Raw genomic sequence first — 17,901 nt, 5'->3', positions numbered from 1 at the left:
TACCGCCCAATCTGTATCAGCAAATGCCTTTGCCTCCTCCCGAGATCGCGCGCGAGCCTCTGCATACACGTTCCATACGTGTGGACTCGTACGCCCGGGAGGACGGCTGCTGGGACCTTGAGGCCGAACTCATCGACGTCAAGGCCTACGACTTCTCCGAAAGAGCCGGCACCCTGCACCGTGCCGGCGACCCCGTCCATCACATGCACTTGCGCGTCACCATCAATGACCAGTTCACGATCATTGATGCTGTCGCGGCCTATGACGCTGCGCCCTACGGACCGCATTGCATGTCCATTGCGCCGGATTACCGCGATCTGATCGGCCTGAATCTCCTGCGCAAGTTCCGTGAGGCCGTCAAGGCACGCTTTGGGCGCACGGCCGGCTGTACGCACATGACAGAGCTTTCCTATGTGCTGCCCACGGTGGCCATACAAAGCATGGCCAATCGTCGGCGCAAGGATAGGGAAGCGGGCGTTTCAGGAAAAAAACCCTTCCAGCTGGATGGCTGTCATGCCTTGCGCATAGATGGCGAAGTCGCGCGCGAGTTCTATCCCCGATGGTACATCGCACCGAACACAGAGGCAAAATGCGAATAGGTAATACCCATACGGGCTTCGGTGTTTTTCGGCATCGGCGCGTTCTTTCTTATTTTTACGTTCTGACAGGTAACACATGAAAATTCACGAGTATCAAGGCAAGGAACTGCTGAAGCAGTTTGGCGTCACCGTGCCGCGCGGGATTCCTGCTTTTTCGGTTGACGAAGCGGTGGCTGCGGCAGAAAAGCTGGGCGGTCCGGTCTGGGTCGTCAAGGCGCAGATCCACGCAGGTGGGCGAGGCAAGGGCGGTGGTGTAAAGCTTGCGCGTTCCATTGACGAGGTTCGCCAGTTGTCGTCGGAAATCCTGGGCATGCAGCTGATTACCCACCAGACAGGCCCGGAAGGCCAGAAGGTAGGTCGCCTGCTCATCGAAGAGGGCGCCGACATCAAGAAAGAATACTACGTGGGTATCGTGACCGACCGTGGTTCGCAGCGAGTTTGCGTGATGGCCTCCAGCGAAGGCGGCATGGAAATCGAAGTCGTTGCGGAAGAGTCGCCCGAGAAAATCCTGAAAGTCTTCGTTGATCCCAAGACCGGCCTGACGGACGCTGAAGCGGCTGAGCTGGCGCGCGGCATCGGTGTGCCAGACGCGTCGGTTGCCAAGGCAGCAGCCGAATTCCAGAAACTGTACAAGGCATACTGGGATACCGACGCCTCGTTGGCCGAAATCAATCCGTTGATCCTAACCGGCTCGGGTGACATCATTGCCCTGGACGCCAAATTCAATTTCGATTCCAACGCCTTGTATCGCCATCCGGAAATCGTCGAATATCGCGACCTGGCTGAAGAAGATCCAGCTGAAATCGAAGCAAGCAAATTTGGCCTGGCCTATATCCAGCTCGACGGCAATATCGGTTGCCTGGTCAACGGCGCAGGCCTGGCCATGGCCACCATGGACACCATCAAACTGTTCGGCGGCGAACCTGCCAACTTTTTGGATGTGGGCGGCGGCGCCACAGCGGAGAAGGTTACCGAAGCCTTCAAGATCATGCTGGCCAACAAGGGCGTCAAAGCCATTCTGGTCAATATCTTCGGCGGCATCATGCGCTGCGACGTCATTGCCGAAGGCGTGATCGCCGCGTGCAAGGCGGTCAACCTCACCGTGCCGCTGGTTGTGCGCATGAAGGGTACGAACGAAGAGATGGGCAAGAAGCTGCTGGCTGACTCGGGTCTTCCCATCATCAGCGCCGACACAATGGCCGAAGCTGCGACCAAGGTCGTGGCCGCCGCGAAATAAGCATTCTGAGGATTTGTAAATGTCGATTCTGATCAACAAAGACACCAAAGTCATCACACAAGGGATCACCGGCAAGACCGGCCAGTTCCACACCCATATGTGCCGCGAGTACGCCGATGGCAAGAATGCTTTCGTGGCTGGCGTACATCCCAAGAAAGCGGGCGAAAACTTCGAGGGCGTGCCCATTTTCGGCACCGTCAAAGAAGCCAAGGCAGCAACGGGGGCGACCGTTTCGGTTATCTATGTGCCGCCCGCAGGCGCCGCGGCTGCCATCTGGGAAGCCGCCGAGGCCGATCTTGATCTGGTGATCTGCATTACCGAAGGTATTCCCGTGCGCGACATGCTTGAAGTCCGTAACCGCATGCGCGACGAAAACAAGAAAACCCTGTTGCTCGGGCCCAATTGCCCAGGCCTGATCACTCCCGACGAGATCAAGATCGGCATTATGCCGGGCCATATCTCCAAGAAGGGTCGCATTGGCGTGGTAAGCCGCTCCGGCACGCTCACCTACGAAGCGGTTGCGCAACTCACCGAGCTTGGGCTTGGCCAATCGACGGCAGTGGGTATTGGCGGCGATCCCATTAATGGTCTGAAGCACATCGACATCCTCAAGATGTTCAACGACGATCCAGACACCGATGCGGTGGTCATGATTGGTGAAATCGGCGGACCGGATGAAGTCGAAGCCGCTCGCTGGGCCAAAGACAACATGAAAAAACCTGTGGTCGGCTTTATCGCAGGCGTTACCGCGCCTGCAGGCAAGCGCATGGGCCATGCGGGCGCCCTGATCTCTGGCGGCGACGACACCGCCGATGCCAAGCTCAAGATCATGGAAGAGTGCGGTATCCGCACAACACGCGATCCCTCCGAAATGGGTCGCCTGCTTAAATCGGTGCTGTGATAATCCTCAAGCATTGAATGTGGGTAACCAGACACGGCGAACCTCTACCAGGGGTTCGCCGTGCCTGTGCCAGGGTGGCCGGCTGGCTGCCGTCGACTGGTTCAAGATAGCGCAACGCGTACAAAAAAAGCACAACGCAGCCTGTTTCATTGACTTTTCTGAAGGGGGATCTTCATGATAGGAAAAATGAAAAATGGATGTCGGATCGACACAATTCTGGCTGGCTTTGCTGGAAATCATCTGGGTCAACATACTTTTATCGGGTGATAACGCGGTCGTTATCGCACTGGCGGCGCGCTCATTGCCCGCCAATCAGCAAAAAACGGCTATTGCGCTGGGCTCCACCGGCGCCATTGTTTTACGCATCATTCTTACCATTGTCGCGGCTCAACTGCTCCTGCTGCCTTGGCTCAAGGTGGTCGGAGGGCTGCTGTTGCTGTATATCGGCGTCAGCCTGTTGCTGCCAGAAGGCGACGACACGGGTAACGCCAGGGAACACGGCAGTCTGCTGGCCGCCATACGCACCATATTGCTGGCTGACCTGGTCATGAGCCTGGACAATGTAGTGGCCGTTGCCGCCGCGGCGCACGGCGATTTTGTGTTGCTGGTCATAGGGCTGGCCATCAGCATTCCGCTGGTTATCTTCGGCAGTACGCTGTTGTTGAAAGTCATTGAACGCTTGCCCGTGATCGTGTGGCTGGGCGCTGCATTGCTGGGTTATATCGCTGGTGAAATGCTGGTGAGCGATCCGGCGCTGGTAGGCACCGTCAATGACGTTACCCATCAACTGCATACCTCGGTGCATCATTTTGCCGTGGCGGTCGGGCTGGCCGGCGCAGTGATTGTTTTGGCAACAGGAAAACTCTGTAGAGCGCGAGCGTCCGTCTGACGCGTAGCTGAATTACAATAGGCTGAATCTTATCGGCCCCGGAGCGGGTATGCCGCCCCGGGGTTTCTCTTGACAGGGACCAACCGGCAAAGCCAGAGGCCCCAGCTTATTGGAAATTCAGATGCTTGAGTTTTTCGAGACGCTTCATTGGGGCGCCGTATTCCAGATTATTCTTATCGATATCCTTTTGGGCGGCGACAATGCCGTCGTTATTGCGCTGGCCTGTCGAAATTTGCACACCAGCAAGCGCATGCAGGGGATTTTATGGGGCACCGCCGGCGCAATTGTCTTGCGAGTAGTGCTCATCGCCTTTGCCCTGACGCTGCTCGAAATTCCTTATCTAAAGGTGGCGGGCGGGATTCTGCTGCTGTGGATAGGGGTCAAGCTGATGCTCCCCGATCAGGATGAGCATGGCAACGTGAAGGCGAGCAGTTCGGTGTTGAGCGCGGTCAAGACCATTATCATTGCCGATTTCATCATGAGCCTGGATAACGTGATTGCCATTGCCGGGGCCGCCCAGAATACGCATATGGACCATCAGTTGTATTATGTTATTTTTGGCCTGCTCGTCAGCGTGCCCATTATCATCTGGGGCAGTACGTTGGTGCTGAAGCTTATCGACCGCTATCCGCTCGTTGTGACTTTCGGCGCCGGCCTGTTGGGCTGGATTGCGGGCGGCATGCTGATTTCGGATGTCGCTGTGGTCCAGATGTTTGATGCGATCGACCACAAGGTCGAGATCGCAGCCTCAGTTGTAGGCGCCCTTTTGGTCATTCTGCTCGGCAAGATCCTGGCAGGCCGTCGGGCGTCCAAGGAAATTTCACATGGGTCTGTTTAAATCCTCTTCTCGCAAAAAACCCTATGAGTCGGGCTTGTCCCTGCTCCAGGGCTTGTTGATACTCGCGATTGTCGGCATTGTCGCTGCGGTCGTTGCCAATTACTTTATTTGATTCCTATGTCAGAAGCACCCTCCAGGCTTGTCATTGCGACCCGCGCGAGCAGGTTGGCAATGTGGCAGGCCGAGCATGTGCGCGATCGGCTGCGCGCGCTCTATCCCGATTGCGACATCAGCCTGCTCACCTTGACCACGCGCGGCGACCAGATTCTTGACCGCAGTCTGTCCAAGGTAGGCGGCAAGGGGTTGTTCGTCAAGGAACTTGAAACCGCCTTGCTGGACGGTCGTGCAGATCTTGCGGTTCACTCCCTTAAAGATGTTCCTATCGATCTGCAAAACCCTTTTGCGCTCCCGGTCGTCATGGAACGGGATGATCCCCGCGATGCCTTCGTCTCCAACGATTACGGCAGCGTCGACGCACTGCCTGCGGGAGCCGTGGTCGGCACCTCCAGCTTGCGACGCGAAGCGCAACTGCGCCAGCGCTATCCCCAACTCGAGGTAAGGCCTCTGCGCGGCAACCTTGACACCCGGCTTTCCAAGCTGGACAAAGGCGACTATGCCGCCATTATTCTGGCGTCGGCGGGACTCCGCAGGCTGGGCCTGCAGGATCGCATACGCAGTCATTTATCCCCCGAGCAAAGTTTGCCTGCGGCGGGGCAGGGTGCGCTGGGCATAGAAGTGCTCGCCTCCCGTCAAGATCTGCATCGTTGGCTGGCCCCGCTTATTCATGCAGAAACTGCAGCGTGCGCACTGGCCGAGCGCGCGGTGTCACGCGTGCTTGGAGGGTCTTGCCAGGTTCCGCTCGCCGCCTATGCCCAGATAGAAGGCGATCAAATTCAGGTCAGAGCCCTGGTGGGCGAGCCGGATGGTTCCCTCGTACTGACCGCGACCACGAAAGGGCCCGTCGCTGCCGCGGAACAATTGGGCGAACAGGCGGCGCAAACGCTGCTGGAGCAGGGCGCGCGTCCCATCCTCGCCCGATTATCGGCCGCAGGGGCTGTTTCCTAGCAGGCGCATTACTGTGTCAGACGCATTGGCCAATATCTGCGCGGTACTGACGCGTCCACAAGATAAAAATGGCGCGCTGGCCCAGCGCCTGCAGAATGAAGGCATGCGCGTCATTCAGGCGCCAGCCTTGTTGATCACTCCCGTTCTGGATGTTCTGGCGCCCGGTCACACACCGGATTGTTATGATCTTGTGATGTTTGTAAGCAGCAATGCCGTACGATGTTACCTTCGTGCTTGGCGGCGTCTGTACACAAAGGCCACCTGGCCCTCGTCAACGCTGGCGGCCGCGGTGGGCGGAGCGACCGCATGCGCGCTGCAGGCAATGGGCGATATACCTGCTCACGCTATCCTGTATCCCGATGATGAATCGTCCAGCCAGGATTCGGAAAGTCTTTGGGCGCTTCTGGAGGGCCGTGCGTCCTCAATGAAGCGAGCGCTCATTGTACGGGGAGAAACCGGCAGGGACTGGCTGGGCGAGCGCCTGGAGCAGGCGGGCGTGGCGGTGGACAGGCTCGCGGTATATCGGCGCGGCCCTTCAGTCTGGCATCCTGACCAAAGCAGTGCGCTTCGCGAGTGCTTCGAGGCAGGATGCACGGGTATTTTCTTGCTGACCAGCAGCGAGGGTGTGGAGGCGGTGGCCGACAACATGCGCCGTCTGGCTTTATGGCATGAATGGGAGCGGTCGCACTTTGTTGCGATACACCAAAGGATCGCGGCACGCTTACAATCGGTACTGGCGGCATCTGGTAAGGTGGAGCCGCCAAGGGTAAAAATATGCCAGCCTGGCGAAGAGTCTGTTTTTCGGGCTATGCTCCAGACGGCAGTGTGTACAGCCAGCTCCTAGGATTACAATCGCGCCATGACAGATAAAAACACCGAGCTCCCGCAAAACAAGCAGCCGGAAACGGCTTCCGCGACATCCAACGCGACATCAAGGCCCGAGCCAGCGGCGCGCCCTGCGTCACAGGCCGGCAAAGCTGCCACGAAACGCCGTGGCCTGGCGGGGATGGTGCTGATCGTTGTCGTGGTCGTCGCGCTCGTCCTGGCGGCGGCGCTCTGGTATCAGCAGCAGCAGTTCACGGCATTCTCAACCCAGCTCCGGCAAGAAGCGGGCAATAGTGCAAGCGCAGCCCAGCAGGCCAGCCAGCAAGCGCAAGAAGCGCTGGCCCAGGCCCAACGGCAGCATGAACAGATCACTGCATTGCAGCGAGAGCTGCGCGACTCGCGCGAGCAGATCGATGGCCTGGAGCAAGCCTTTCAGTTGATCACGGATAGCGGCTCCGAACTGGTTCTGCTGAACGATATAGATCATCTGCTGACCATCGCACAGCAACAGTTGCAGCTGGGCGGCAATGTCGCCAACGCCATCATTTCACTGGAAACTGCCCAGGCCCAATTGGCACGCGCCAATCGGCCCGGACTGGCGTCGCTGCAGCAGACGATCAATGGCGATCTGGACCGGCTTCGCGCTGCCTCGACCATCGACGTTGCACTGATTTCGTCTCAGCTTGAAGAGTTCAGCAACCTTGTCAGCCAGGCTCCCCTGCTCGTGCCAGACGAAGCGGCGCCCAAGCCTGTCGAGCCAGAACAATCCCCTTCCAATGCCCAGACCAAGCCCGGCGCATCGCAAGGCACGGAAGCACCTGCCAGCACCGCCCAAAGCCCTTGGTGGCGCCAAGGCCTGGACACGGCGAGCGCCTGGGCCACCCAGGCCTGGCGTTCGGTCCGTCAGGACCTAGGCGATTTCATCGATGTGCGCCGGGTGGACGACGCATCGGCGCTGCTGATGTCGCCGGATCAGGCAACCCGGTTCCGCGACAATCTGCGTCTTCGCACCATGACCGCGCAACTCGCGCTCATGATGCATCAGCCCGGTATATGGGAAACCGAGACCGATGCGCTGCTCCAGGCGGTTGAGCGTCGCTTCGATCCAAAATCTGCGCAGACCCGGCAGGCCTTGAAACTGGCTCGGCAGTTTGCGGACACGCCCATTGATGTCCGCGTGCCTACCGTCGACAATAGCCTCCAGGCCATTGAAGTGCTCCGCGAAGCACGAGACCGCAAGGCGCAAGGCGAATCCGACCAGCTCGACAGAACCGGCGAGGCACCTGCCGAGTCTGGCGACGACGCAACGAACGGGGCTTCGCCAGAGGCTGCCCCCACGCCAAACAGCGACGAGGCATTGCCCGATACCGGCGCGCCAGAACAGGGCGGGCCGCAATCGGGGGCCGATACGCCGCAGCCAGACGCAGAAGCGCCGAAACCCGAATCCGATGTGCCACAATCAGGGGCGGATGTGCCGGAGTCTGACGACGCTGCGCCGCAACTGCCTGATTCGGCGCCCGAGCGTGTGGAGGGTGGATCGTCCGCACGCGCGCCTGGATCGCCTGTCATGGCGGGCAGCACGGCTTCAATCGGAGCAGCGCACGCCCGGGCAACGGTTTTTTCCTTGAACCGGTCGTAAAGGGCATCCCATGAAAACCTGGTTCTGGACCCTCATTGTTTTTGTCATTGCCGTTTGCCTGGCGCTGGTGTTGCGCGAACACAGCGGCAACGTACTCATCATCGCCCAACCCTGGCGCATCGAATTGTCATTGACACTGGCGGTTTTGTTGCTGGTTGCCAGCTTTGTCGTGCTCTACATCGTTTTGCGGATGTTTGCGTGGATAGGCGCCGGCCCTGAGCGTTTCCGTTCGTGGCGGTCCCTGCGTGCCGAGAAACGGGATCATGAGCTTCTGGAAAACGGTTGGATAAAGGTGCTTGAAGGCCGTTATGCGGATGCGGACAAAGACCTTTCCAAGCTCATCGGGCGTACGCGCTCTGACGGACGAAAAGTGCTCGCGGGCCTGGCCTCGGCGCGAGCGTGTCACCACCTTGGCGAGTTTTCGCGTCGCGATGAAGCCTTGTCGCTCGCCTCTGCCAGCGCCAAGGACAATACGCGCCTGCGCGAAGCGACAACCACTGTCGCGGCTGAAATGTATTTGGATCAGAATCGCCCGCAGGAGGCGCTTGAACTGCTCAAACCCATGCAGGATGCCAGCGCAGCGCATCTGCAGAGCACTCACCTTTTGTTGCGCGCTCATCGTCAATTGCACAATCACGAGCGCATCTACGAGCTCACCCGACTGCTGCTGCGGCGAGGCGCCATCGAAAAATCGGAAGCGCGCCAACTGATAGAGATGTCGGCCGCTGCGCGGCTGCAACTGGCCGGTATCGACGGCTACAAAGCCATCTGGGGCGATCTCAAGTCGGATGAACGCACGCTCCCCGACATTGCCCTGGCTGCCGCAACTATTCAGACCGCTGCAGGCAATCAGGAAGAAGCGGCCAAGATCCTGGAGGCGGCGCTCAATGTCAAGCTCGAGCCGCGTTTGCTGAGCGCCTATGCACAATGTCCTTCCGAGCAGGTGGCGCGTCGTTTAAGCAAGGCCGAAGGGTGGCTGAAATCCCATCCCGACGATCCGGCATTGCTGGCCGCGCTCGGCAAACTGTGCTTGACGGGTGAACTTTGGGGGCCCGGGGAGCATTATCTGCTGCGTAGCATGAAGCTTCGCAGCGACTTGCGTATCCACGCCCTGCTGGGTAGCCTCTACGACAGCCTGGGTCGCACTGGCGACGCCATGAAGCATTGGCGTCTGGCTGCGGGTGTGGCAGGTACGATGCCTGTGTTGCCTGCCATCAATCGTTACTTGCCCGCGGCCGATGTGCGGAATGATCCCACGCTGGTGGATGCCGGCATGGTCCAGCAGACCCAGGTTCTGCGTGATATGCCGCCTCCCATGGCGGCCAGCGCAGCCGATTTCTTCGATGCGGATGGCGGTGGCGTAGAATCGGCTGGCCCGCCCGCATCGGCGGCCACGGCGTCTGCTGCCTCTGGCAATGTAGCCGCAGCGGGCGATAACGCCGGGCTGGACGAATACTTTGACAGCGCACCCATACCGGGCGTGGATCTTTCCGAAGCGACAGATCTCGCGGGGCGCAGCAAGCGGCGCGACTGATTTTCAAACACAAGATTTTTTATATTTAACACAAGGCAAGACCAAGCATGAGCTTAGATCGAGTACCCGCCGGCGCCAAATTGCCGGACGAATTCAATGTTGTTATCGAAATCCCCATGAATGCCGATCCCGTCAAGTACGAGGTTGATAAAGATAGCGGTACCGTATTCGTCGATCGCTTCATGCTGACAGCCATGCATTACCCATGCAACTACGGCTATATCCCCCAGACCATCTCCGATGATGGCGACCCTGTCGATGTTCTGGTGCTGGCACCGTTCCCGGTACAGGTTGGTTGCGTCATCCGTGCCCGTGCCATCGGTGTGCTCAAGATGGAAGATGAGGCGGGCGGAGATGCCAAGTTGCTGGCCGTTCCCGTGGACAAGCTCTATCCTCCCTATGGCAAGATCAAGACGGTTCAGGATGTTCCCGAGCTGGAGCTCCAGCGTATCCAGCATTTTTTCGAGCATTACAAGGATCTCGAGAAAGGCAAGTGGGTCAAGGTGCAGGGCTGGGACGGCCCCGAAGCCGCGTTGACGGAGATTCGGGATAGCGCCGCACGTTATGCGCAAGGGAGCAAATAGTGGAATCGGTGATTCCTTTTCATCCCCCGGTGGCGCTGCCGGTGTCCGGCAGCGAATTGGTTTTTCCTGTTCGGCGCGTTTATTGTGTGGGACGAAACTACGCTGAACACGCCAAGGAAATGGGTTTCACCGGCCGTGAAGATCCATTTTTTTTCTGCAAACCGGCCGATGCGTTGCTCAGTGTGGCCGACGGCAGTCAAGGCGTCATGCCTTATCCCCCACGCAGCACTAATCTGCATTACGAGATTGAACTGGTTGTTGCGCTGGGCAAGGGTGGACGTGATCTCAGTGTCGAACAGGCCGCCGAATGTATATGGGGCTATGCCATCGGGCTGGACATGACGCGTCGCGACTTGCAAGGCGAAGCCAAGAAGCAGGGCAGGCCCTGGGAAGTTGGCAAAGCCTTTGATCTGTCTGCGCCCATTGGTCCTTTGCATGCGCTAGCGCATACAGGGCCGCTGGATGCAGGTGCCATCACGCTCAGCGTCAATGGCCAGGCACATCAGTCCGGCGACTTGTCGCAAATGATCTGGAACGTGCCAGAAGCCATTGCCTATTTGTCCAGCCTGTTTGAGCTCAAGGCGGGTGATTTGATATTTACCGGCACACCAGAAGGCGTTGGCCCTGTGGTGACAGGAGACGTCATGGTGGGTGCGATCGCCGGACTGGGAGAGCTGCACGTCAAGGTGGGTAGTCCCGCATAAGCCAAATTCAGCTCGCACCGGGCGGGCATTCCAAGCTTGCTCGTTGCTGGCCATCGGCCTAAAAAGCCAGGCTTTTACACTGCACCCCAAAAATTGGACATCCATCCAGTTTTTGGGGTGCAGTGCATTTGCCGTGGCTTTTTTGTTTTCCGTTTTTATCTTTCACTGGCAAACGTGCCTGCGCTGAACGATTCAGGCAGACGGAATCACTGGCGAAAATGGAATGAGCCATGCAGGTGATTAAGTGTCATAGTGTGTCATCAAATCTTCACGCCTGGTTAATCTGAGGGTCATCTGTTCTCCCTACCATGCAAGTCATTCGAGGCAATGATGCCTGGTGGCCGGGAGTGCATGCAGCATGGATACAGTGATTCGCGTTGAGAGGCTGATCAAGAGTTTTGGTGGCAAGCAAGCGCTGCACGAGTTGGAACTGGACGTGTGCGCGGGCGAAATGGTGGCGTTGATTGGACCGTCGGGATCAGGCAAATCAACACTGCTGCGTCACCTGAGCGGGCTGGCATGTGCTGATCAGGGCGGAGACAGCCATGTCGCCATGCTGGGTCGAAGTGTTCAAAGCAATGGGCGCCTGGACCGGCAGGTGCGCCGTGTTCGTGCCGAGATCGGCTACATCTTTCAGCAGTTCAATCTCATTGGCCGGGTCAGTGTGCTGGGGAATGTGCTGATGGGACGCCTCGGACGAATTCCACGCTGGCGCGGCACGCTGGGCAGGTTCAGTGTTCACGACAAGGCACTGGCCATGGCCTCGCTTGAGCGCGTAGGCATGGCTGACTATGCCTGGCAGCGAGCCTCGACATTATCGGGGGGACAGCAGCAGCGCGTTGCCATCGCCCGTGCGCTCACCCAGCAGGCCGAAGTGATTCTGGCGGATGAGCCCATCGCATCGCTGGATCCCGAGTCTGCACGCAAGGTCATGGACATTCTGCGTGACATCAACGAAACCGATGGCAAGACCGTGGTGGTCACGTTGCATCAGGTGGATTACGCCACTCGCTATTGCGAGCGTGTCGTTGCGTTAAGGAATGGCCGCATTCATTTTGATGGATCGGTGAATGCGCTGAGCCACTCGTTTCTCAATCAACTATATGGCAGCGACACCTCCGCTTCGCTCCTGACGCCCGCCAGGTCGACAGGATCCGAACGCCACGGGCTGACGCTTGCGGCGGCCTGATTCAGGTTGTCCGCTTCTTATAAATGCGTGCCGAAGGATCGGTCTTCTCTTCACTGGAGTATTTTATGTTCAAACACATGCGCAAGGCGCTGATGGCTTCTGCGTTGGCTGGCGCCGCACTGTGCTGCACGGCTGGTGCCGAGTCGCTCAAGACGCTCAATTTCGGCATCATTTCTACGGAATCTTCACAGAACCTGAAGGAACACTGGACGCCATTCCTGAAAGAAATGAGCGACAAGACGGGTATGGAGATCAAGGCGTTTTTTGCGCCAGACTATGCCGGCATTATTCAGGGCATGCGTTTTGATAAGGTCGACATTGCATGGTATGGCAATAAATCGGCCATGGAAGCCGTCGATCGCGCCGGTGGCCAGGTGTTTGCGCAAACCGTTGCCGCGGATGGCTCGCCCGGATACTGGAGCATTCTGATTGCGCACAAGGACAGCCCCATCAATTCCGTTGAAGACATGTTGGCCAAGGCCAGTGAGCTGAACTTTGGCAATGGCGACCCCAACTCAACCTCCGGTTTTCTGGTTCCTGGTTACTACGTTTTTGCCAAAAACAATGTGGATGCGTCCAAGATCTTCAAGCGCACGCTGAACGCCAGCCACGAGGTCAATGCGCTGAGCGTCGCCAACAAGCAGGTGGATGTCGCTACATTCAATACCGAGGGCATGGACCGTCTGGAGCAAACGAATCCGGCCAAGGCGGCGCAACTCAAAGTGATATGGAAATCGCCGCTGATTCCAGCCGATCCCATTGTCTGGCGCAAAAACCTGCCGGAGGAAACCAAAGACAAGCTACGTCATTTCTTCGCCAGTTATGGCGCCAACGAGCATGAGCTGAAAGTGCTTGCAGGTTTGCAGTGGGGCAAGTTCCGTTCCTCCAGCGATGATCAACTGTTGCCAATACGCCAGCTCGAATTGTTCAAGTCCCGCAGTCAAGTGCTTGCCGACAGCACGATGGATGACAAGGAAAAGAAAGCAAAGGTCGAAAAGATTGACGCCCAACTCGAGACCTTGTCCAGTCAGATGGCCGCAGTAGAGAAGAACGTGGCCAGTGCGCACTGAGCGACCGGATGCAAGCCTGGCGTCTGGGGCGCCAGGCTATGCCTGTTGGAATCACGTTAATGACGACTAGTCACAGCACAACATCAGACTTTCAAGATGGGATTGTCCCGGCGACACGGGACCGCAACCTATCGCTCAGGACGTTGCCTGCCCCACCCAGACGCTCGCGCATGGCATGGCTGGGCTGGGTACTGCTGGCTGCCGCGCTGGCCTGGGCCTGGAAGGGGGCCGAGATGAATCCCGCCATGCTATGGCGCGATGCTGACAATATGAAGGAGTTCATTGCGGATTTTTTCCCGCCCGACTTCAGATACTGGCGGCAATACCTGTCCGAGATGATGGTGACGGTGCAAATAGCCATCTGGGGGACTGCGCTGGCCATCGTCTGCTCCATCCCCTTGGGCATACTCTGTTCGGAAAATATTACGCCGTGGTGGCTGTGCCAGCCCGTGCGGCGCGCCATGGATGCCTTCCGGTCCATCAACGAAATGGTGTTTGCGATGTTGTTTGTCGTGGCGGTTGGGTTGGGACCTTTCGCTGGCGTCATGGCGCTGTTTGTGGGCACCACTGGCGTCCTCGCCAAACTGTTCGCTGAAGCGGTCGAAGCGATTGAAAATGGGCCGGTGGAAGGTGTCAGGGCCAGCGGATCAAGCGCGCTGCAGGAAGTCATCTATGGCGTGATACCGCAGGTTCTGCCATTGTGGATTTCCTACTCCTTGTACCGATTTGAATCCAACGTGCGCTCAGCCACCGTCGTCGGAATGGTGGGGGCAGGCGGTATAGGCGTCACGCTCTGGGAAGCAATCCGCGGTTTTCAACTGGCCCAGACTTGCGCCATTCTTCTGATCATTATTGTGGCGGTAAGCGTCATCGACATTATGTCGCAGCGTTTGCGCAAGCACTTCATATGATTTATCCACACTCAGATCAAACACTGGAGCACAAGGGCGGCTGTCTATGAATGAGGTTCCAGACCGGAGTATTGCATGACCAACTCAACCTTTCCATCCGTTGCGCCGACAACGCAGCGCCAGCGATGGATGCAGATACTGAGCCGGGCGGGCGCGAGCCTGGAGGCGCACAGCGTCGCGTTGCGTGCACACGGCCATCGCTATGTCCGCACCCCCGAAACCGGAATGGTGATGGTTCGTGGACGCATGGGCGGCGATGGCGCATCGTTCAATCTTGGCGAGATGACGGTTACGCGTTGTGTCGTCCAACTGGACGACGGCACGACTGGGCACAGCTATATTGCGGGTCGCTCGCACCTACGCGCGGAGTTGGCCGCGCTGGCCGATGCCTTGTTGCAGGGGGCTCAGGCGCAGTATTGGCAGGAAGCGTTGATCGCACCGTTGCGTACCGAGCAGCAGACGCTGGCGGCAAAGCGCGCCATGGAAGCAGCCGGCACCCAGGTGGATTTCACCACGCTGGTACGAGGGGAGGATTGATGAGCGACAGCATGTTGACCCCCGCGTTTGATGCGCCTGTCGATGCGGCGCAAAAGGTTTTTCGGCACGCATTGAGCGCCATGTCCGAACCCGGCACCTGCCATGATATCGGCGCCGCGCCTGCGCTTGCACCGCTGTGCGCCGCCAGTTATGCGCTGTGCCTGACCTTGTTCGACAGCGAGACGGCCGTGTGGCTCGCGCCTACCTTTGATAACCCGGTGGTCCGCGCCAATCTGGCATTTCACTGTGGCTGCCCCGTTGTGGCGACACCCGGGCAGGCCGCGTTTGCGTTGTTGACGCCAGACGACCTGGGCCGATTGAGCGATTTCCGAGTTGGCACGGATCGCGATCCTCATACTTCCTGCACCGCCATCGTTCAACTGAATAGTTTGGACGATGGTCGTGCCACCACCTGGCAGGGGCCTGGCATTCTCGATAATCGCAGCATGCGCCTTCCGTTGCCTGCCGCGTTCTGGGCCCAGCGCAGCGCGCAGGCTTTTCCGCGAGGATTGGATTATTTCTTTACAGCAGGCCGGCAGTTGGCGGCGCTGCCACGCAGCACGCGTGTCCTGCACACTATCCAGGAGACGTCCACATGTACGTAGCCGTTAAAGGCGGTGAAAAAGCCATCGACAATGCGCACGCGCTATTGGCTGCGCGCAGACGGGGCGATCCCGCCGTGCCTGAGCTATCGGTAGCTCAGTTGCGTGAGCAGATGCCGCTCGCGGTGGCGCGCATTATGAGTGAAGGGTCTTTGTTCGATCCCGAGCTGGCGGCGCTCGCGCTCAAGCAGGCCGCGGGCGATATGCTTGAGGCGATTTTCCTTCTGCGTGCATACCGGACCACACTGCCACGATTCATGGCCAGCGTGCCGCTGAACACCGGCGCGATGCGGGCCGAGCGACGCATCTCCGCGACGTTCAAGGATTTGCCGGGCGGGCAAGTGCTTGGGCCCACGTTCGACTACACCCATCGCCTGTTGGATTTCACTCTGCTCAGGTCGAATGACAGCACGCCATGCGTGCCTCAGGCGCAGGCGCGCTCCGGACCGGCACAGCCCATCGAAACGGACAGCGCGCTGCCGCGCGTTGCGTCATTACTCGCAAAGGAGGGCCTGTTGGGGCGTGAGTCCGACAGCCATGGTGATGTGCCTGACATCACACGCGATCCCTTGGACTTTCCGACTACGCGCCCGCAGCGCCTGCAGGCACTGGCGCGGGGGGATGAAGGATTTTTGCTGGCATTGGGTTATTCCACCCAACGCGGCTATGGGCGCAACCATCCCTTTGCGGGAGAAATACGCGTCGGTCAGGTCGAAGTGTGGATCGAGCCCGAAGAACTCGGATTCGCCGTGCCGATCGGTGATATTGAGGTAACGGAGTGCGAAATGATCAATCAATTCGTAGGCAGCAAAACCCAACCGCCTCAGTTTACGCGTGGTTACGGACTGGCCTTTGGCAATGCGGAACGCAAGGCCATGGGTATGGCGCTTGTTGATCGCGCGCTGCGCGCTTCCGAATACCAGGAAGACGTTGAATCGCCTGCGCAACAGGAAGAGTTTGTGCTGATGCACTGCGACAACGTGGAGGCGGCGGGTTTTGTCTCCCACCTGAAGCTTCCGCATTACGTAGACTTTCAATCTGAACTTGATCTGATACGCAAGCTCAGACGCGCTGCGGCAACGAAAGAGAAGGGCGAAACCCCCGCTGTTTCAACGCAGGAGGAACAATCGTGACAACGATGCACCCCCACGGCGATAGCGCCGATGCGGCTGGCTATAACTTTGCCTACCTCGACGAACAGACCAAGCGCAGCCTGCGAAGAGGGTTGCTCAAGGCGGTAGCGGTTCCCGGTTACCAAGTGCCCTTTGGCGGGCGAGAGATGCCTTTGCCCTATGGCTGGGGCACGGGCGGCATGCAAGTTACAGCGGCCGTGCTCGGCCGCCAGGACGTGCTGAAGGTAATAGACCAGGGCGCAGACGATACCACCAATGCAGTGTCGATACGTCGCTTCTTTGTGCGAACGGCCGGTGTGCGAACGACAGAAAAAACGACGGAGGCCAGCATCATACAGACCCGCCACCGCATTCCTGAGACAGCTTTGCGCAAAGGGCAGATCCTGGTCTTTCAGGTGCCTATCCCCGAGCCATTGCGTTTCATCGAGCCTTCGGATGCCGAGACGCGAAACATGCATGCGCTGAATGACTATGGCGTGATGCATGTAAAGCTCTATGAGGACATTGCGACGTATGGACACATTGCCACAGCCTATGCCTATCCCGTCATGGTTGATGGACGTTACGTCATGGATCCCTCACCCATTCCCAAGTTCGATAATCCCAAGCTGCATATGAGTCCGGCGCTCATGTTGTTTGGAGCGGGGCGGGAAAAGCGCCTGTATGCGCTGCCGCCCTATTGTCCCGTGGTCAGCCTGGATTTCGAAGATCATCCGTTTGAACTGCCTGTCTGGAATCAGGCCTGCGCGCATTGCGAAAGCAACACATCCTATCTGGATGAACTCATTGTGGATGACCATGGCACCAGAGTGTTTATCTGCTCTGATACCGATTACTGCCATCAACGCCAACAGCGCCAGGAGGCGGCACAATGACACCCTTGCTGTCTGTAAGCAATCTAACGCGTCTCTACGCGCCTGATACTGGCTGTCAGGCTGTCAGCTTTGAGCTTTATCCGGGCGAAGTGCTGGGCATTGTCGGCGAGTCTGGTTCGGGAAAATCAACGCTGCTTAGCGTGTTGTCCGGCAAGGTACGGCCGGACTGCGGATCGGTGTTCTATAGAACATCCGCAGGCGAGCAGCTTGAGATTTACCAGGCTAGTGATGCGCAGCGACGCGCCTTGCTGCGCACGGAATGGGGATGTGTTGAACAGAATCCGCGTGATGGTCTGCGCATGAGCGTTTCTGCCGGCGCGAATATTGGCGAGCGATTGATGGCGCAGGGAATGCGTCACTACGGCAGGTTGCGGCAGGCGGGGCTGGACTGGCTGGCGCAGGTGGAGATAGATCCCCACCGCATAGACGATCTGCCGCGCACATTCTCAGGTGGCATGCAGCAGCGCCTGCAAATTGCGCGCAACCTGGTGTCGCGCCCGCGGTTGCTGTTCATGGACGAACCTACCGGTGGCCTGGATGTGTCGGTGCAGGCGCATTTGCTGGATTTGTTGCGTGGCCTGGTAAGGGAACTGCAACTGGCGGTGGTCCTTGTCACGCACGATCTGGCCGTCGCCAGGCTGCTGGCGGATCGTCTGATGGTGATGCGTCGCTCGCGTGTCGTCGAAGCCGGTCTGACCGACCAGATACTGGATGATCCGCAACACGCCTACAGCCAGTTGTTGGTGTCTTCTGTCCTGCAACCTTGAGG

At 58.6% G+C, this 17,901-nt stretch carries 20 protein-coding genes; all 20 read left to right on the top strand.

All coding sequences use genetic code 11. The annotated features are described in order from the left end of the window. Positions 1-23 precede the first annotated feature (23 nt). The 20 genes from ERE07_RS15165 to phnK all read left to right on the top strand — a co-directional run bounded on the left by ERE07_RS15165 (position 24) and on the right by phnK (position 17,899). Positions 24-599, top strand: coding sequence for a DUF2889 domain-containing protein (locus ERE07_RS15165; RefSeq protein WP_130009884.1), 576 nt, complete (start codon positions 24-26; stop codon positions 597-599). A 76-nt stretch (positions 600-675) separates the two neighbouring features. After that, on the top strand, positions 676-1,836 hold the full coding sequence (gene sucC, locus ERE07_RS15160) for an ADP-forming succinate--CoA ligase subunit beta (protein WP_130009883.1): 1,161 nt from the start codon (positions 676-678) through the stop codon (positions 1,834-1,836). A gap of 19 nt (positions 1,837-1,855) precedes the next feature. After that, a complete protein-coding gene (sucD, locus tag ERE07_RS15155; protein ID WP_130009882.1) occupies positions 1,856-2,737 on the top strand; it encodes a succinate--CoA ligase subunit alpha in 882 nt (293 codons plus the stop codon). A 193-nt stretch (positions 2,738-2,930) separates the two neighbouring features. Next, positions 2,931-3,626 carry a TerC family protein gene (locus ERE07_RS15150; RefSeq protein ID WP_130009881.1) on the top strand — a complete coding sequence of 232 codons (696 nt, stop codon included), beginning with the start codon at positions 2,931-2,933 and terminating at the stop codon, positions 3,624-3,626. Between the two features lie 121 nt (positions 3,627-3,747). Next, positions 3,748-4,464 (top strand): TerC family protein, encoded by a 717-nt coding sequence (locus tag ERE07_RS15145; protein WP_130009880.1) that lies wholly within the window; start codon positions 3,748-3,750, stop codon positions 4,462-4,464. After that, positions 4,451-4,576 (top strand): hypothetical protein, encoded by a 126-nt coding sequence (locus tag ERE07_RS22185; RefSeq protein ID WP_280634375.1) that lies wholly within the window; start codon positions 4,451-4,453, stop codon positions 4,574-4,576. The genes ERE07_RS15145 and ERE07_RS22185 overlap by 14 nt, the downstream gene beginning before the upstream one ends. 5 nt (positions 4,577-4,581) lie before the next feature. Next, the gene (gene hemC, locus ERE07_RS15140) at positions 4,582-5,529 is read left to right on the top strand and encodes a hydroxymethylbilane synthase (protein ID WP_130009879.1); all 948 of its coding nucleotides are present in this window, start codon (positions 4,582-4,584) and stop codon (positions 5,527-5,529) included. 13 nt (positions 5,530-5,542) lie between these two features. After that, a complete protein-coding gene (locus ERE07_RS15135) occupies positions 5,543-6,373 on the top strand; it encodes a uroporphyrinogen-III synthase (protein WP_130009878.1) in 831 nt (276 codons plus the stop codon). A gap of 15 nt (positions 6,374-6,388) precedes the next feature. Next, positions 6,389-7,993 (top strand): uroporphyrinogen-III C-methyltransferase, encoded by a 1,605-nt coding sequence (locus tag ERE07_RS15130; RefSeq protein ID WP_130009877.1) that lies wholly within the window; start codon positions 6,389-6,391, stop codon positions 7,991-7,993. A 10-nt stretch (positions 7,994-8,003) separates the two neighbouring features. Further along, complete coding sequence (locus ERE07_RS15125) at positions 8,004-9,527, top strand: heme biosynthesis HemY N-terminal domain-containing protein (RefSeq protein WP_130009876.1); 1,524 nt, start codon at positions 8,004-8,006, stop codon at positions 9,525-9,527. A 47-nt stretch (positions 9,528-9,574) separates the two neighbouring features. Continuing rightward, entirely contained in the window at positions 9,575-10,111 is a 537-nt protein-coding gene (ppa, locus tag ERE07_RS15120) for an inorganic diphosphatase (protein WP_130009875.1), read from the top strand. Then, positions 10,111-10,815 (top strand): fumarylacetoacetate hydrolase family protein, encoded by a 705-nt coding sequence (locus ERE07_RS15115; protein WP_130009874.1) that lies wholly within the window; start codon positions 10,111-10,113, stop codon positions 10,813-10,815. Before ppa ends, ERE07_RS15115 begins: the two co-directional genes overlap by 1 nt. 358 nt (positions 10,816-11,173) lie before the next feature. Then, positions 11,174-12,004, top strand: a complete 831-nt coding sequence (gene phnC, locus ERE07_RS15110) for a phosphonate ABC transporter ATP-binding protein (RefSeq protein ID WP_130009873.1) — start codon at positions 11,174-11,176, stop codon at positions 12,002-12,004. 65 nt (positions 12,005-12,069) lie between these two features. After that, the gene (gene phnD, locus ERE07_RS15105) at positions 12,070-13,074 is read left to right on the top strand and encodes a phosphonate ABC transporter substrate-binding protein (RefSeq protein WP_130009872.1); all 1,005 of its coding nucleotides are present in this window, start codon (positions 12,070-12,072) and stop codon (positions 13,072-13,074) included. A 170-nt stretch (positions 13,075-13,244) separates the two neighbouring features. Then, the gene (gene phnE / locus ERE07_RS15100) at positions 13,245-13,985 is read left to right on the top strand and encodes a phosphonate ABC transporter, permease protein PhnE (RefSeq protein WP_130009991.1); all 741 of its coding nucleotides are present in this window, start codon (positions 13,245-13,247) and stop codon (positions 13,983-13,985) included. Between the two features lie 75 nt (positions 13,986-14,060). Then, complete coding sequence (gene phnG / locus ERE07_RS15095; RefSeq protein WP_130009871.1) at positions 14,061-14,522, top strand: phosphonate C-P lyase system protein PhnG; 462 nt, start codon at positions 14,061-14,063, stop codon at positions 14,520-14,522. After that, on the top strand, positions 14,522-15,127 hold the full coding sequence (phnH, locus tag ERE07_RS15090; RefSeq protein ID WP_130009870.1) for a phosphonate C-P lyase system protein PhnH: 606 nt from the start codon (positions 14,522-14,524) through the stop codon (positions 15,125-15,127). The genes phnG and phnH overlap by 1 nt, the downstream gene beginning before the upstream one ends. Beyond that, a complete protein-coding gene (locus ERE07_RS15085; RefSeq protein WP_130009869.1) occupies positions 15,118-16,257 on the top strand; it encodes a carbon-phosphorus lyase complex subunit in 1,140 nt (379 codons plus the stop codon). The genes phnH and ERE07_RS15085 overlap by 10 nt, the downstream gene beginning before the upstream one ends. A gap of 5 nt (positions 16,258-16,262) precedes the next feature. Further along, positions 16,263-17,132 carry an alpha-D-ribose 1-methylphosphonate 5-phosphate C-P-lyase PhnJ gene (locus tag ERE07_RS15080; RefSeq protein WP_130009990.1) on the top strand — a complete coding sequence of 290 codons (870 nt, stop codon included), beginning with the start codon at positions 16,263-16,265 and terminating at the stop codon, positions 17,130-17,132. Then, a complete protein-coding gene (gene phnK / locus ERE07_RS15075; protein WP_130009868.1) occupies positions 17,129-17,899 on the top strand; it encodes a phosphonate C-P lyase system protein PhnK in 771 nt (256 codons plus the stop codon). Before ERE07_RS15080 ends, phnK begins: the two co-directional genes overlap by 4 nt. Positions 17,900-17,901 lie beyond the last annotated feature (2 nt).

Source organism: Allopusillimonas ginsengisoli (assembly GCF_004153455.1).
Lineage (GTDB): Bacteria > Pseudomonadota > Gammaproteobacteria > Burkholderiales > Burkholderiaceae_B > Allopusillimonas > Allopusillimonas ginsengisoli.
This window is presented reverse-complemented; position numbering and strand designations above follow the sequence as displayed.